Below are 14,443 nucleotides of genomic sequence, written 5' to 3' on the forward strand. Positions count from 1 at the left end.
TCGCTCAGTCGACGGCTGCCATGCGCAACTCATCGTGATGGTGACGTTGCTGTTCTTCCATCACCAGCTGGCCCAGTTCGCGCTTGAGCGCGTTGAACTCGGCGGCGGCCGGGTCGCGCAGGCGCGGCAGCTCCACCAGCAGGTCGCGCTTGACGGTGCCGGGGCGGTAGGTCATGACCACGATGCGGTCGGCCAGGTAGATCGCCTCCTCGATCGAATGGGTGACGAACAGGATGGTCTTTTTCAGCTCGGCCCAGATGCGCAGCAGCTCGTCCTGCAGATTGCGGCGCGTCAGCGCGTCCAGCGCGCCGAACGGCTCGTCCATCAGCATGATCGGCGAATCCAGCGCCAGCACGCGGGCGATGGCCACCCGCTGGCGCATGCCGCCGGACAGGTCCTTCGGGTAGCGGTTGCGGAAATCCTGCAGCGACAGCATGGCCAGCAGCTGGTCCACCGTGGCCTGGATCTGCGCCTTGGGCTGGCCCTTGATCTGCAGGCCGAAGGCGATGTTGTCGGCCACCGTCATCCACGGGAACAGCGCGTATTCCTGGAACACCATGCCGCGCTCGGGGCCGGGCGCGGTCACCAGCTTGCCGTCGGCGGTGATGCTGCCGGACGACGGCGGCGCGAAGCCGGCCACCGCGTTGAGCAGCGTCGACTTGCCGCAGCCGGACGGCCCCAGCAGGCAGACGAACTGGCCCTGCGGGATTTCCAGGTTGATGTCCTTGAGCGCCACCACCGCGCGTTCGGCGGTCTGGAACACCTTGTTGACTTGCGAGACTAATATATGCGACATCAATTCTCCAGTCCGCGGTGCCAGCGCAGCAAGTGGTTATTCAGCTTGTTCATGCCGACGTCGATGGCCAGGCCGATCAGGCCGATGGTGATCATGCCGGCGATGATCTTGTCCGACCAGAAGTACTCGCGCGCCTCCAGGATGCGGAAGCCAAGCCCGTTGTTGACCGCCACCATCTCGGCCACGATCACCACGATGAAGGCGGTACCGATGCCGATGCGCACGCCGGACAGGATGTAGGGCACCGCCGCCGGCAAAATCACGCGGGTAAACAGGGTGAAGCCGGAGGCGCCGAGGTTGCGCGCGGCACGGAGATAAATGCCGTCCACCTGGCGCACGCCGGCGATGGTGTTCATCAGCACCGGGAAGAAGGCGCCCAGCGCGATCAGGAACACCGCCGGCGGATTGCCCAGCCCGAACCACAGCATCGACAGCGGAATGTAGGCGATCGGCGGTATCGGCCGCACCATCTGCACCAGCACGTTGAACCAGTCATAGACGCGGTGGCTCATGCCCATGGCCAGGCCGAGCGGCAGCGCCAGCCCGCCGCCGATCAGGAAGCCGACCACCACCCGGTACAAGCTGCTCAGCGAATCGGTGATCAGCTCGCCGGAGAAGGCCCAGTGCAGCCAGCCGCCGGCGGCCGGATCATAGGGCTGCAGCGGCAGCAGGTAGGCGATCCACTTCTCCGCCACCGCCAGCGGCGACGGCAGCACCTGCGGATTGACCCAGCCCATGCTCGCCACCGTCTGCCACAGCGCCACCACCACGGCCGGCAACACCAGGCCGACGCCGACCTGCCGCCACGACGCGGACGAAGCGGCTGCCATTACTTGACGCCCAGCGACTTCTTGGCCGCGTCCAGCAGGTCGGTCTTGACCCAGTCCTTCGCCACCGGCGGCTTGCTCATGCGGCCGACGCCGGTCTTGACCATGACGTCGGTGGTGGTCTGGATGTGCTCGGGCGTGATGTCGTAGCTGTACGGCGAATTGCCGATGGCGTCGTCGAAATCATCCTTGGTGATCTGGCCCTTGAACACCACCTCGCGCACATACTTCTCGGCGATGGCCTTGTTGTCGATGAAGGTCTTGGTGGCCTGCACGAAGCAGCTCATGAACTTCTCGGCCAGCGGGCGCTTCTCCTTGTAGAACTTCTCGGTCATCACCATGGTGCGCACCGGCTCGCCGATCGGCGTGTCGTACGGCTTCAGGATCTCGCTGCCGAAGCCCTTGTTGACCGCCTGCGACGACTGCGGCTCGGACTGCATCATGGCATCGATCTGCTTGCCCAGCAGCGCCTGATTGAGGTCGGCGTAGGCCAGGAACACCAGCTGCACGTCCTTGCCCGGCTGGTCGGAGAAGCTCAGGCCGTTCTGCTGCAGCTCGGCCAGCAGCAGCACCTCCTGGATGCCGCCGCGCGTGACGCCGACCTTCTTGCCCTTGAGTTCCTTGACGCCTTTCAGCTTCAGGTCGGCGCGCCCGACCAGCATGGCGCCGCCCTTGGCGAAGCCGGCCACCACATAAATCGGCGCCCCGCCGGCGCGGCCGGAGATGGCCGCCTCGGACGCGGTGGTGCCGACATCAAGCTCACCGGCGATAATCGCCTGCATCACGTCCAGCCCCTTGGCGAACACCCGCTCCTCGACTTTGATGCCGCACTTGGGCGCGATTTCCTTGATATACGAGACGGCGCCGTAGTGGGCGAATTTCAGGTTGCCCAGCCGCACCACTTCCTGCGCCTGGGCGGTGCCGCACAGCGCCAGGGCGGTCAACGTGACGCCGATCGCTTTCAATTTCATGCCTGTCTCCCGAGAGTTTTTCTTGCGGAAATGATACCAAGCCCAGCAGCATATCTGTAAAAAATGTAACTTGTGATGATTATCACCTTTGAACGCCGCCACTGGGCTTACGATGGCTTGCGAAATCGCAAACATATTTCTTTTTACAACGGAGGCAGCATGCCCACATCCCCCCGCCACGCGTTATCCACCCTTCCAGCCGTATTGCTGCTGACCGCCTTGTCCGCCTGTGGCGGCGGTGGCGGCAGCAGCGGCACGGTTACCCCGCCGCCGGTCACGGAAACGCTGGCATTGAGCGCGCCGGTGTTCAAGACCATCGGCGGCAAAAACATCACGCTGGGCGCCGGCACCGCCACCGGCAGCGCCGCCACCTGGACCCTGGCCAGCGGCAGCGTCGGCAGCCTGTCGGCCAGCAGCGGCGCCAACCTCTTTTATCAGCCGCCTGCCAGCGTCAGCGCCATCTCGACGGCCACGGTGACCGCCGCCATCGGCAGCTTGAGCAAGTCGGCCACGCTGTATGTGTATCCGGATCCCGGCACGCCCGCGCTGAGCCTGATCGCGGGCGCCGACGATCTGCAGTCGGGGCCGGTCGATGGCCAGGGGGCCAGCGCCCGCTTCCAGAATCCGCGTCTGATGGGCGCCGCCCCGGACGGCAGCATTTATGTGGCGGACTTCAATCCGCAAGGCAGCTTGACCGAGGACCGCTTCGCGCTGCGCAAGATCAGCGCGGCTGGCGTGGTCAGCACACTGGCCACCAATGTCGACCTGAACCCGAACTACTACAACGACGTGGTGCGTATCGGCGTCGACCGCGCCGGCACCGTGTACCTGGCGGAAAACGGCCGCACGTCGCTGGGCAACAACAATCCTTCCGGCGGGGCGATTTACAAGCTGGGGACGGACGGCAAGCCGGCGCTGTTTGCCGGCGAACTGTCGCACAATGCCGCCGCCAACGAAACCTTCCAGCAGGACGGCACCGGCAGCGGCGCCAAGTTCTACGCGCCCGATATCGTCGGCTTCGATGCCGACAACAATCTGTATATCAAGGACAGCCCGCGCAACGTGGCCTTGACGCGCCCCTACCGCAAGGTGACGCCGGCCGGCGTGGTGACCACCATCGACGCGCTGCCGGCCGGCGTGGGGGCGGCCGACGACGGCAACAGCGACGCCTACAGCGCCGACCTCAACGCCAATGTGATTTACCGCACCCCGGCCGGCGGCGTCAAGACGGTGGTGGCCGGCGTCGCAGGGCAGCCAGGCGACCAGCTGGGCGCCCTGCCGGGCCTGCTGAGGGCACCCAATGCCCTGATCCAGCTGGGACCGTACAGTTACGCCTTCAGTTCGGGCACGCGGGTACTTAAGCTGGTGACGCCGCGCTGATGCGGTAAAATGGCGGCCAATCTTCAACTCCGCCATCACCATGCTAGATAATCTGACTCAACGCCTCGCCAAGGTCGTCAAGACCATGCGCGGCGAGGCCCGCCTAACCGAAGCCAACACCGCCGAGATGCTGCGCGAAGTGCGCATGGCGCTGCTGGAGGCCGACGTCGCCCTGCCGGCCGTGCGCGAATTCATCGCCCGCGTCAAAGAAAAAGCCCTGGGCGAGGAAGTGATTTCCTCGCTGTCGCCGGGCCAGGCGCTGGTGGGCGTGGTGCAGCGCGAGCTGGCTGCCATCATGGGCGCCGACCTCGGGCCGGAAGCGGCCCAGTTGAGCTTTGCCCAGCAGCCGCCCGCCATCATCCTGATGGCCGGCCTGCAGGGTGTGGGTAAAACCACCACCGTCGGCAAGCTGGCCAAGTACCTCAAGGAGGAAAAGAAAAAGAAGGTGCTGACCGTGTCGGCCGACGTCTACCGTCCGGCCGCGATCGCCCAGCTGCAGTCGGTGACCGCGCAGGTCGGCGCCGACTTCTTCCCGTCCACCGCGCAGGACAAGCCGGTCGACATCGCCTTGAACGCGCTGGACTGGGCCAGGAAGCACTACCACGACGTGCTGATCATCGACACCGCCGGCCGTCTCGGCATCGACGAGGAAATGATGAAGGAGATCGCCGCCGTGCACGGCGCGGTCAAGCCGGTGGAAACGCTGTTCGTGGTGGACGCCATGCTGGGCCAGGACGCCATCAACACCGCCAAGGCCTTCAACGACGCGCTGCCGCTGACCGGCATCGTGCTGACCAAGCTCGATGGCGACTCGCGCGGCGGCGCGGCGCTGTCGGTGCGCCACATCACCGGCAAGCCGATCAAGTTCGCCGGCGTGTCGGAAAAGCTGGACGGCCTGGAAGCGTTCGACCCGACCCGCATGGCCAACCGCGTGCTGGGCATGGGCGACATCCTGGCGCTGGTGGAGGAAGCGCGCAAGGGCGTCGACGCCAAGGCCGCCGCCGACCTGGCCAACAAGGTCAAGTCGGGTGGCAAATTTGACATGAACGACTTCAAGGCGCAGCTGGGCCAGATGAAGAAGATGGGCGGCATGGCCAGTCTGGTCGACAAGCTGCCGGCGCAGTTCCAGCAGGCGGCCGGCAACGCCAACATGGACCAGGCCGACAAGCAGGTGCGGCGCATGGTCGGCATCATCGACGCCATGACCCCGGCCGAACGGGCCAAGCCGGAGTTGATCAAGGCCACCCGCAAGCGCCGCATCGCCGCCGGCGCCGGCGTCCAGGTGCAGGAAGTCAACCGCATGCTGAACCAGTTCGAGCAGATGCAAACGATGATGAAAAAGCTGTCCGGCGGCGGCATGATGAAGATGATGCGCGCCATGAAGGGCATGATGCCGGGCCTGCGCTAAGCGGCGCGGCGCGCTGTCGAAAGCGGCCTCGCTCACGTAAACCGGGGTTTTGCCCCTTGTTTACGTGGTGTTTCCGGGAAAAAACGCGAAAAACACTTGCGCACCGGTTAAATCCCCACCAATATTAGCCGGTGCGATCAATTGCGCAATTTTCTATGTGTTCGTTAAGGAGGCTCGAATATGGCAACAGCCAAAAAAACCCCAGCAGCACCAGCAAAGAAACCCGCGGCGAAACCAGCCGCGAAGAAAGCAGCAGCACCGGTAAAAGCCGCCGCGAAACCAGCCGCCAAAAAGCCGGCCGCGCGCAAGCCTAACGCCGCCTTCATGAAAGAACTGACCCCATCGGCCTCGCTGGCCGCCGTGGTGGGCGCCGCCCCGCTGCCACGCACCGAAGTCACCAAAAAGGTGTGGGATTACATCAAAAAGCACGATCTGCAAGACGCCGCCAACCGCCGCAACATCAACGCCGACGACAAACTGAAAGCCGTATTCGGCGGCAAAGCCCAGGTTTCCATGTTCGAAATGACCAAGCTCATTTCCGACCACCTGAAATAATCTGCACACAAAAACCGGGGTCAGTGCCGACATTCGGACATTGGGTCGCTCGCGATCCAATGTCCGAATGTCGGCACTGACCCCGGTTTTTTTTATTTCCAGTTATTCCACGCGGCCAGCACCGCGTTCGGGTAGTCCGGCTTGCCGCGGCTGCCGTTGTAGCGGCCCAGCGCCAGGTACAGATTGCCGGCCTCCATGTCCAGGTACATGCGCAGGATCGAGCAGCCGTAGCGCAGATTGGTCTGCATGTCGAATAAGGCGCGGCGGTTGCGGTCGCCGATGATGTTGGTCCAGAACGGCATCACCTGCATGTAGCCGCGCGCGCCGACGATCGACACCGCGTACTTGCGGTAGGCCGATTCCACCTGGATCAGCCCCAGCACCATGCCCGGATCGAGGCCGGCGCGGCGCGCCTCGTACCACACGGTGGCGAGGAATTCGTTGCGGGTCTGGTCATCCGGCAGCTTGCGCTTCAGCCGGTAGGACATGGTCTCCAGCCAGTTGCGGTAGCGCGCGGCGTCGGACGGGTTGCGGAAGGTGGGCGTGGGCGGCGTGGCGTCCTTGATGGCGTTGGACAGCGCCAGCCGCACCGAGTCGGCCAGCGCCTCTTCCTTCTGGTTGCCGGCCAGCGCCAGCGGCGCGCAGCCTGCCAGCACCAGCGCCAGCAACCACCGTCGCCCCGGCGCACGCCGGGCGCTGCGCCGCCGCGCGCCATGCTGAGCGTCCCGCCCGGCGCAGCATGGATCCCGGCTTGCGCCGGGATGACGCGCGCCGTCCATCACTGCGCCATTTTGCCTTTGATAAAGGCCAGCGCCTCGGCCACCGGCACGGCGGTCGCTTCGGTGTCGCGGCGGCCCTGGTATTCCAGGTTGCCTTCCTTCAGGCCGCGGTCGCCGATCACCACGCGGTGCGGCACGCCGATCAGCTCCCAGTCGGCAAACATCTGGCCCGGACGCAGGCCGCGGTCGTCGATGATGACGTCGATGCCCGCCGCCACCGCCTCGGCGTACAGCTGCTCGGCCGCCTGCTTGACCGCCTCGCTGCGGTCCATGCCCATCGGGCACAGCACCAGCTCGAACGGCGCCAGCGCGGCTGGCCAGATGATGCCCTTGTCGTCGAAGTTCTGCTCGATGGCGGCGCCCAGGATGCGCGTCACGCCGATGCCGTAGCAGCCCATCTGCAGCGGCGCCGGCTTGCCGTTTTCATCCAGGAAGGTGGCTTTCATGGCTTCCGAGTAGGCCGTGCCCAGCTGGAACACGTGGCCCACCTCGATGCCGCGCTCGATCGCCAGCACGCCCTGGCCGTCCGGCGAGGCGTCGCCCTCGACCACGTTGCGCAGGTCGGCCACGATGGCCGGCTCGGCGCAGTCGCGGCCCCAGTTGGCGCCGCTGTAGTGGTGGCCGGCGTCGTTCGCGCCGCAGACGAAGTCGGCCATGTTGGCCACGGTGCGGTCGGCCACCACGGTGACCGGCGCCTTGGTGCCGATCGGGCCCAGGTAGCCCGGCACGGTGCCGTAGACTTCGAGGATTTCCGCCTCGGTCGAGAAGCGGTGCGCGGCCAGGCCCGGCACCTTGGCCACCTTGATCTCGTTCAGTTCGTGGTCGCCGCGCAACAGCAGCATGAAGTACTGCTTGCTCACCTTGCCGTCGGTTTCCTGCTCGACGGTCAGCGCCAAGGTCTTGACGGTCTGCGCCAGCGGCAGCTTGAGCTGCTCGGCCACCAGCTCGCACTTGGTGGCGTCGGGCGTGGCCACCTTGGTCAGCGGCTGGGCCGCGGCCGGACGGGTGGCGCTGACCGGCAGCGCCTCGGCCGCTTCCATGTTGGCGGCGTAGTCGGAGGTCGGGCAGTACACCAGCGCGTCCTCGCCGGTGCTGGCGATGACATGGAATTCGTGCGAACCGGTGCCGCCGATGGCGCCGTTATCGGCTGCCACCGCACGGAACTTCAGGCCGAAACGGTTGAAAATCCGCACATAGGCGTCATACATGATCTTGTACGACGCCTGCATGCCGGCCAGGTCGCGGTCGAACGAGTACGCATCCTTCATGGTGAACTCGCGGCCACGCATCAGGCCGAAGCGCGGGCGGCGCTCGTCGCGGAACTTGGTCTGGATGTGGTAAAAATTCAACGGTAGTTGACGATAGGATTTTATTTCCGAACGGACAACATCGGTGATCACTTCCTCGGCGGTCGGCTGGAAGGCGAACTCGCGGCCGTGGCGGTCCTTGATGCGCAGCAGTTCGGCGCCCATCTTGTCCCAGCGGCCGGTCTCCTGCCACAGCTCGGCCGGCTGAATCAGGGGCATCAGCAGCTCGATGGCGCCCGACTGGTTCATTTCTTCGCGCACGATGGCTTCGACCTTGCGGATGATTTTCAGGCCCATCGGCATGTAGGTGTAGATGCCCGAACCCAGGCGTTTGATCATGCCGGCGCGCATCATTAACTGATGACTGACGATCTCGGCATCCGAAGGAGCTTCTTTAAGCGTGGAAATAAAAAAACGTGACGCGCGCATACGGTGAATTCTTTTTAAAAAGAGAGAGTTATAATCAACCTAATTTTAAAGGATTAGCTGGCTGATGCACCCATACTTTATACAAATGCGTTCAAATCAGGGCCCGCCGGCCGTTTTCGCACCCCGAAAACCGCGCTGGCGTGCTGTTTTGTGGGCAAAAAGATAAGACAGGGAGCTCAGCGGCAGAAAGTTTGAGGTGCAATATGCTCGATCGTGAAGGGTTTCGGCCCAACGTCGGCATCATCCTGCTGAACGCCCAGAACGAGGTGTGGTGGGGCAAGCGGGTGCGCGAGCACTCATGGCAGTTTCCGCAAGGCGGCATCAAGTACGGCGAAACGCCGGAGCAGGCGATGTATCGCGAGCTGGAAGAGGAAATCGGTCTGCGGGCCGAGCACGTCAAGATTGTCGGTCGCACCCGCGACTGGCTGCGCTACGAGGTGCCGGACCACTTCATCAAGCGGGAAATCCGCGGCCATTACCGTGGCCAGAAGCAGATCTGGTTCCTGTTGCGGATGTGCGCGCGCGACAACGACGTCAACCTGCGGCTGACCGACCATCCGGAGTTTGACGCCTGGCGCTGGCACGACTACTGGGTGCCGCTGGACGTGGTGATTGAATTCAAGCGCGACGTCTACCAGCGCGCGCTGCAGGAGCTGTCGCGCTTCCTGACGTGGCCGGCCAACGGCCACGACCGCCGTCACCACGGCTCGCGCTACCTGCGCCAGCCGCACGCGCCGCGCAACAGCGCGACGCCGCCGCCCAAGCCGCTGCCGCCCACCACGGACGACTGCGCGTGCGCCGAACCGGCGGCCGGGCAGAAAAACAGCGCATGATGCCGAGCGCGGGGCCGTCTCTGACGGTCCCGCGGTTTTTCCGTACAATGGCGGCCTATGTTTAATCCATCCTCCGACGATGTGCGCCGCTTCTTTTGCGCCGCCTACCGCAAGCAGCAGGCGCGCGAACCGCTGACGCCGATCGAAACCATGGCGGCCGACTGGATCCGTCACCATCCCGAATACCACGACGTGCTGGCCGACGTCGACACGGCGCTGACGCGCGACTACCAGGTCGAGGGCGCGCAAGCCAATCCGTTCCTGCACTTGTCGATGCACCTGTCGATCGACGAGCAGATCTCGATCGACCAGCCGCCCGGCATCCGCGCGCTGGCCACGCAGCTGACGCTGAAGCTGGACGATGCCCACGCGGCGCAGCACGAGATCATGGAATGCCTGGGCGAGATGATCTGGAACGCCCAGCGCACCGGCACCCCGCCCGACGGCGCCGCCTACCTCGACGCCATCCGCCGCCGCCTGTAACGACGGGGTCATGTAACGACGGGGTCAGGTCCTCCATTTCTACACGAGCTGTGCCGTAGGTGCGCCTACGGCACAGCTCGTGTAGAAATGGAGGACCTGACCCCGGAGTTTCGGCGTTTAGCGGTGGGTGGCCAGCGTGCCTGGCAGGCTGTGCAGGTAGGCCGCCAGGTCCTTGATGTCCTGGTCGCTCAGCGGCTTGACCTGGCCGGTCATGATGGCGTTGCTGCGGCCGTTGGCGGCGTCGCCGCGCTTGTAGGCCCGCAGCGCGTGCTCCAGGTAGTCGCGGTGCTGGCCGGCCAGCTTCGGATAGCTGGGGTCGATCGGGCTGTTGAAGTCCTTGCCGTGGCAGCTGAAGCAGGCGTATTTGTCGGTCAGCGCCTTGCCGGCGTCGATGTTGCCGGCCGCGTGGGCGCCGGCGGCGGTGAACGCGGCCAGCGCGCAGGCCAGGATGGCGATAATGCGTTTCATGGGAGCGCTCCTCATTTCGGGTCTGCCGTGCGGGTCTGCTGCGAATAGAACGCCGCCACGTCGGCAATGTCCTGGTCGCTCAGGCTGGCGGCGATGCCGCGCATCGATGGGTGCTTGCGCTCGCCCTTCTTGTAGGCCTGCAGCGCGTTCTCGATATACTTGGCCGACTGGCCGCCGATCATCGGCACCTGGAACACTTCGGGAAACGTGGCCTTGTAGCCGGGGATGCCATGGCAGCCGATGCACATTTCGATCTTGGCTTTGGCGTTCTGGACATTGCCGACCACGTCGGCCGCGTGGACAGCGGCGATGTGCGACAAGCCTGCGAGCACGAGGAGTGCGGGGAGTTTTTTCATGGTGTCTCTAAGTAAGTAATCGGATGCTGCGATCTCGGATACTACTACCACGCGTCAATTCTATTGACTTTTGCTCTATATCTTCAAGGATTCTAACCCAAGTATTTTTTACAAACAACACGCTTCGGTCGCATGCCGCGCGCCGGCGTTTCCTTCTATACTGTTTTCACGTCGCTCACCAGGAAATCCGCATGACCACCGCTCGCTTCGAAGGTTCCGACCACTACGTGGCCACCGCCGACCTCAAACTGGCCGTCAACGCCGCCCTCACCCTGCAACGCCCGCTGCTGATCAAGGGCGAGCCCGGCACCGGCAAGACCATGCTGGCCGAGGAGGTCGCGGCCGCGCTCGACCGGCCGCTGCTGCAGTGGCACGTCAAGTCCACCACCAAGGCGCAGCAGGGCCTGTATGAGTACGACGCTGTCTCGCGCCTGCGCGATTCCCAGCTCGGCGACGAGCGCGTGCGCGACATCCACAACTACATCGTCAAGGGCGTGCTGTGGCAGGCCTTCACCGCGCCCGAGCCGGTGGTGCTGCTGATCGATGAAATCGACAAGGCCGACATCGAGTTCCCCAACGACCTGCTGCGCGAGCTGGACCGCATGGAGTTCTATGTCTACGAGACGCGCGAGATGGTGCGGGCGCTGCACCGGCCGCTGGTCATCATCACCTCCAACAACGAGAAGGAGCTGCCGGACGCCTTCCTGCGCCGCTGCTTCTTCCACTACATCCAGTTCCCCGACCGCGACACCATGGCGCAAATCGTGCAGGTGCACTACCCGCACCTGAAGCGCGACCTGCTGGCGCAGGCGCTGCAGACCTTTTACCAGCTGCGCGAGGTGCAGGGCCTGAAGAAGAAGCCGTCCACCTCGGAGTTCCTCGACTGGCTCAAGCTCTTGATGGCGGAGGACATCCCGCCCGAGGCGCTGCGCAGCCAGGACGCCAAGGCCATCGTGCCGCCGCTGCACGGCGCGCTGCTGAAGAACGAGCAGGACGTGCACCTGTTCGAGCGCCTGGTCGCCATGGCGCGCATGAACCGATGAGCGCGACGTTCGACACGCCGCTGCCGGTCACGCTGGCGCTGCATGGCGTACGGCTGGAGCCGCTCGGCGCGCACCACGCCGGCGGCCTGCGCGCGGCCGCCAGCGACGGCGAGCTGTGGCACCTGCGCGTGACCTCGGTGCCGGCGCCGGACGAGGTCGATGCCTACATCTACAAGGCCATCGGGCAGCGCCCCACCCGGCTGGCGTTCGCCGTGATCGACGCCGGCAGCGGCACGCTGATCGGCACCACCAGCTACCACGACATCGTGCCGGCCATCGGCCGCCTGGAAATCGGCTACACCTGGTACGCGCGGCGCTGGCAGCGCACCCACGTCAACACCACCTGCAAGCTGCTGCTGTTGACGCACGCCTTCGAGACGCTGGGGGCGGCGCTGGTGGGCCTGCGTACCGACAATTTCAACCACGCGTCGCAGGCTGCCATCGAGCGGCTCGGCGCGAAGAAGGACGGCGTGCTGCGCCACCACGCGCAGCGCCGCGACGGCACCGTGCGCGACACGGTCATGTACAGCATCGCGGCCGGCGAGTGGCCGGAGATCAAGGCCCAGCTGCGCGACCGGCTGGCGCGGCACGGAGTGCGCTGACATGCTGATCGATTTCTTTTTCACGCTCAAGGATGCCAGGATCCCGGTCACCATCAAGGAGTTCCTGACCTTGCTGGAGGCGCTGCAAAAGCAGGTCATCCTTGGCTCGCTGGACGATTTTTACTACCTGTCGCGGCTGACGCTGGTCAAGGACGAGGCCCACTTCGACAAGTTCGACCGCGCCTTCGGCCTGTACTTCAAGGGTATCGCCGCGGCGCTCGATGAACAGGGCGGCGTGCCGCTCGACTGGCTGGTGCAGCGCATGAAGCGCGAGCTGACGCCGGAGCAGATTGCCGCGCTGGAAAAATTCGGCTACGACAAGCTGATGGACCGCTTGCGCGAACTGCTCAAGGAACAGCAGGAGCGCCACGAGGGCGGCAGCAAGTGGATCGGCACCGGCGGCACCTCGCCGTTCGGCCACGGCGGCACCAACCCGGAGGGCGTGCGCATCGGCGGCAAGGGCGGCAACCGCACGGCGGTCAAGGTGTGGGAGGCGCGCACCTACAAGGACTACGACGGCGAGCGCGAACTCGGCACCCGCAACATCAAGGTGGCACTGCGGCGGCTGCGCAAGTTCGCGCGCCAGGGCGCGGCCGACGAACTTGCGCTGGACGACACCATCCGCGCCACCGCCAGCAACGCCGGCTACCTGGACATCAGGATGCGGCCCGAGCGCAAGAACAACATCAAGGTGCTGATGCTGTTCGACGTCGGCGGCAGCATGGACGACCACATCGAACGCACCGAGGAGCTGTTCTCGGCGTCCCGGTCGGAATTCAAGAACATGGAGTTCTTCTACTTCCACAACTGCGTGTACGACCACCTGTGGCAGAACAACCGGCGCCGCCACTCGGAGCGCTTCCCGACCTGGGACATCCTGCGCAAATACCCGCCGGACACCAAGCTGATCTTCGTCGGCGATGCCACCATGAGTCCCTACGAGATCCTGCAGCCGGGCGGCTCGGTCGAGTACAACAACGAGGAAGCCGGCAGCGCCTGGCTGGCGCGCTTCACGGCGGCGTTTCCGAAATGCGTCTGGCTCAATCCCGAGCCCGAGCACCTGTGGCAGTACCGGCAGTCGATCGCCATCATCCGCCAGCTGATGCACCAGCGCATGTACGCGCTGACCATGAACGGCCTGGAGCAAGCGATGCGCACGCTGAGCAAGTAATTAACGAAACGCAACTTTGTTAAATATATTGAAATTTATGAAACAAACTGCTACAAATCTTAAGTTGTAGCGCAACCGTCCATCCCTTAGCCTGACGGCCATGTCTATCCTGCTCTCTTTTCGCCGCCTCGGCGCGCGCCTGCGCGCGGCCAGCCCGCGCAGCATCGCGGCCGGCGCCGCCGTGCTGATCGCCGCGATTTTCCTGCTCGATGTCGGCAGCGGCCCGACCATTTCCTTTGGCCTGTTTTACACGCTGGCGGTGGTGCTGGTGGCGTGGCGGCTCGGCCCCGGCGCCACCGCGCTGGCGGTGCTGGGCGCCAGCGTCGCCCGCGTGGCCGATTTTTATCTGACGCGCCACCACGACAGCCCGCCGATGCTGGTCTACGATCTGCTGCAGAGCGCGGCCGGCTACGGCCTGGCGGCGCTGCTGGCGTGGCAGGGCCGGCTGCTGTTCGAGCGCACCGCCCGCCATGCGCGCAGCTTCCAGCGCCAGGCGCGCCGCGAACGGCGCCGGCGCCGGCTGGAGTCGACCATCCGCCGCGCGGTGCTGGCCGATGTGCCGGCCATCATCGCGCTGACCAACGCCGGCGGCGAGGATGGCGCCTTCGACCAGCGCGTGCAGGACGCCGTGCACCAGGCGGCGCTGAGCAACAGCTTCAGCCAGGGCATCATCGAGGGCGCGGCCCTGCGCGACGTCTGGCACGGCGGCCAGACCGTGGTGCCGATCGAGTTCTGGGTATCCGAGATCGATGGCCAGCTGGCGGCCTACATGATGGTGCTGGGCCTGGACGGCAACAAGGGGCCGGAGCGCGAGCTGCACGCGCTGGCGGTGGCGCCGGCGCAGCGCGGCGCCGGCCTGGGATCGGTGATGGTGAATTTCTTCTGCACCCGCTACCAGCAGCGGCGGCTGGTGGTGGCCAGCAAGGCCGGCTCGCAAATGATGCAGATGTTGCAGCGCCGCCACTTCCAGCAGCTGAGCAGCGACAAGGGCTATGACATCATGGTCCGCGACTGAAGCCGCCGCCCGGCCAACAG

General features: G+C 65.2%; 16 protein-coding genes. 9 read left to right on the plus strand and 7 right to left on the minus strand.

Annotation, left to right across the window (positions count from 1 at the left end; translation table 11 throughout):
- Positions 1 to 4 precede the first annotated feature (4 nt).
- From FHW58_RS15340 to FHW58_RS15350, 3 genes are read right to left on the minus strand one after another with little or no spacing between them, the layout of a single operon-like run.
- The gene (locus FHW58_RS15340) at positions 5 to 796 is read right to left on the minus strand and encodes an ABC transporter ATP-binding protein (protein WP_179673990.1); all 792 of its coding nucleotides are present in this window, start codon (positions 794 to 796) and stop codon (positions 5 to 7) included.
- Positions 796 to 1,626, minus strand: a complete 831-nt coding sequence (locus tag FHW58_RS15345) for an ABC transporter permease (RefSeq protein WP_179673991.1) — start codon at positions 1,624 to 1,626, stop codon at positions 796 to 798. Before FHW58_RS15345 ends, FHW58_RS15340 begins: the two co-directional genes overlap by 1 nt.
- Positions 1,626 to 2,594, minus strand: coding sequence for an ABC transporter substrate-binding protein (locus FHW58_RS15350; protein WP_179673992.1), 969 nt, complete (start codon positions 2,592 to 2,594; stop codon positions 1,626 to 1,628). The genes FHW58_RS15345 and FHW58_RS15350 overlap by 1 nt, the downstream gene beginning before the upstream one ends.
- 159 nt (positions 2,595 to 2,753) lie before the next feature.
- On the opposite strand from FHW58_RS15350, the gene FHW58_RS15355 reads away from it, so the two are divergent.
- The 3 genes from FHW58_RS15355 (at position 2,754) to FHW58_RS15365 (ending at position 5,937) form a co-directional block, all read left to right on the plus strand.
- Positions 2,754 to 3,974 (plus strand): hypothetical protein, encoded by a 1,221-nt coding sequence (locus FHW58_RS15355; protein ID WP_179673993.1) that lies wholly within the window; start codon positions 2,754 to 2,756, stop codon positions 3,972 to 3,974.
- A 40-nt stretch (positions 3,975 to 4,014) separates the two neighbouring features.
- Positions 4,015 to 5,382 (plus strand): signal recognition particle protein, encoded by a 1,368-nt coding sequence (ffh, locus tag FHW58_RS15360; RefSeq protein ID WP_179673994.1) that lies wholly within the window; start codon positions 4,015 to 4,017, stop codon positions 5,380 to 5,382.
- Between the two features lie 180 nt (positions 5,383 to 5,562).
- Positions 5,563 to 5,937, plus strand: coding sequence for an SWIB/MDM2 domain-containing protein (locus FHW58_RS15365; protein WP_179673995.1), 375 nt, complete (start codon positions 5,563 to 5,565; stop codon positions 5,935 to 5,937).
- A gap of 92 nt (positions 5,938 to 6,029) precedes the next feature.
- Here the strand turns inward: FHW58_RS15365 and FHW58_RS15370 are convergent, their stop codons facing one another.
- Both FHW58_RS15370 and FHW58_RS15375 read right to left on the minus strand, forming a co-directional pair.
- Positions 6,030 to 6,605 (minus strand): lytic transglycosylase domain-containing protein, encoded by a 576-nt coding sequence (locus FHW58_RS15370; RefSeq protein WP_229265332.1) that lies wholly within the window; start codon positions 6,603 to 6,605, stop codon positions 6,030 to 6,032.
- A 110-nt stretch (positions 6,606 to 6,715) separates the two neighbouring features.
- Positions 6,716 to 8,452 carry a proline--tRNA ligase gene (locus tag FHW58_RS15375; RefSeq protein WP_179673997.1) on the minus strand — a complete coding sequence of 579 codons (1,737 nt, stop codon included), beginning with the start codon at positions 8,450 to 8,452 and terminating at the stop codon, positions 6,716 to 6,718.
- Positions 8,453 to 8,655: 203 nt separating this feature from the next.
- On the opposite strand from FHW58_RS15375, the gene FHW58_RS15380 reads away from it, so the two are divergent.
- Together FHW58_RS15380 and FHW58_RS15385 are read left to right on the plus strand one after the other, a co-directional pair.
- A complete protein-coding gene (locus FHW58_RS15380) occupies positions 8,656 to 9,285 on the plus strand; it encodes an RNA pyrophosphohydrolase (RefSeq protein WP_229265333.1) in 630 nt (209 codons plus the stop codon).
- Between the two features lie 57 nt (positions 9,286 to 9,342).
- Positions 9,343 to 9,768 (plus strand): DUF1841 family protein, encoded by a 426-nt coding sequence (locus FHW58_RS15385; RefSeq protein WP_179673998.1) that lies wholly within the window; start codon positions 9,343 to 9,345, stop codon positions 9,766 to 9,768.
- A 117-nt stretch (positions 9,769 to 9,885) separates the two neighbouring features.
- On the opposite strand, the gene FHW58_RS15390 is transcribed toward FHW58_RS15385, so the two are convergent.
- The gene (locus FHW58_RS15390) at positions 9,886 to 10,236 is read right to left on the minus strand and encodes a cytochrome c (protein ID WP_179673999.1); all 351 of its coding nucleotides are present in this window, start codon (positions 10,234 to 10,236) and stop codon (positions 9,886 to 9,888) included.
- A gap of 11 nt (positions 10,237 to 10,247) precedes the next feature.
- A complete protein-coding gene (locus FHW58_RS15395) occupies positions 10,248 to 10,592 on the minus strand; it encodes a cytochrome c (RefSeq protein ID WP_179674000.1) in 345 nt (114 codons plus the stop codon).
- Between the two features lie 191 nt (positions 10,593 to 10,783).
- Between FHW58_RS15395 and FHW58_RS15400 the strand changes: the two genes are divergently transcribed.
- The 4 genes from FHW58_RS15400 (at position 10,784) to FHW58_RS15415 (ending at position 14,423) form a co-directional block, all read left to right on the plus strand.
- A complete protein-coding gene (locus FHW58_RS15400) occupies positions 10,784 to 11,635 on the plus strand; it encodes a MoxR family ATPase (RefSeq protein WP_179674001.1) in 852 nt (283 codons plus the stop codon).
- Positions 11,632 to 12,237, plus strand: coding sequence for a GNAT family N-acetyltransferase (locus tag FHW58_RS15405; protein ID WP_179674002.1), 606 nt, complete (start codon positions 11,632 to 11,634; stop codon positions 12,235 to 12,237). Before FHW58_RS15400 ends, FHW58_RS15405 begins: the two co-directional genes overlap by 4 nt.
- A 1-nt stretch (position 12,238) precedes the next feature.
- Positions 12,239 to 13,408 (plus strand): VWA domain-containing protein, encoded by a 1,170-nt coding sequence (locus FHW58_RS15410; RefSeq protein ID WP_179674003.1) that lies wholly within the window; start codon positions 12,239 to 12,241, stop codon positions 13,406 to 13,408.
- 100 nt (positions 13,409 to 13,508) lie between these two features.
- On the plus strand, positions 13,509 to 14,423 hold the full coding sequence (locus FHW58_RS15415; RefSeq protein WP_179674004.1) for a GNAT family N-acetyltransferase: 915 nt from the start codon (positions 13,509 to 13,511) through the stop codon (positions 14,421 to 14,423).
- Positions 14,424 to 14,443 lie beyond the last annotated feature (20 nt).

The sequence above is a fragment of the Duganella sp. 1224 genome (assembly GCF_013408245.1).
GTDB lineage: Bacteria > Pseudomonadota > Gammaproteobacteria > Burkholderiales > Burkholderiaceae_D > Rugamonas.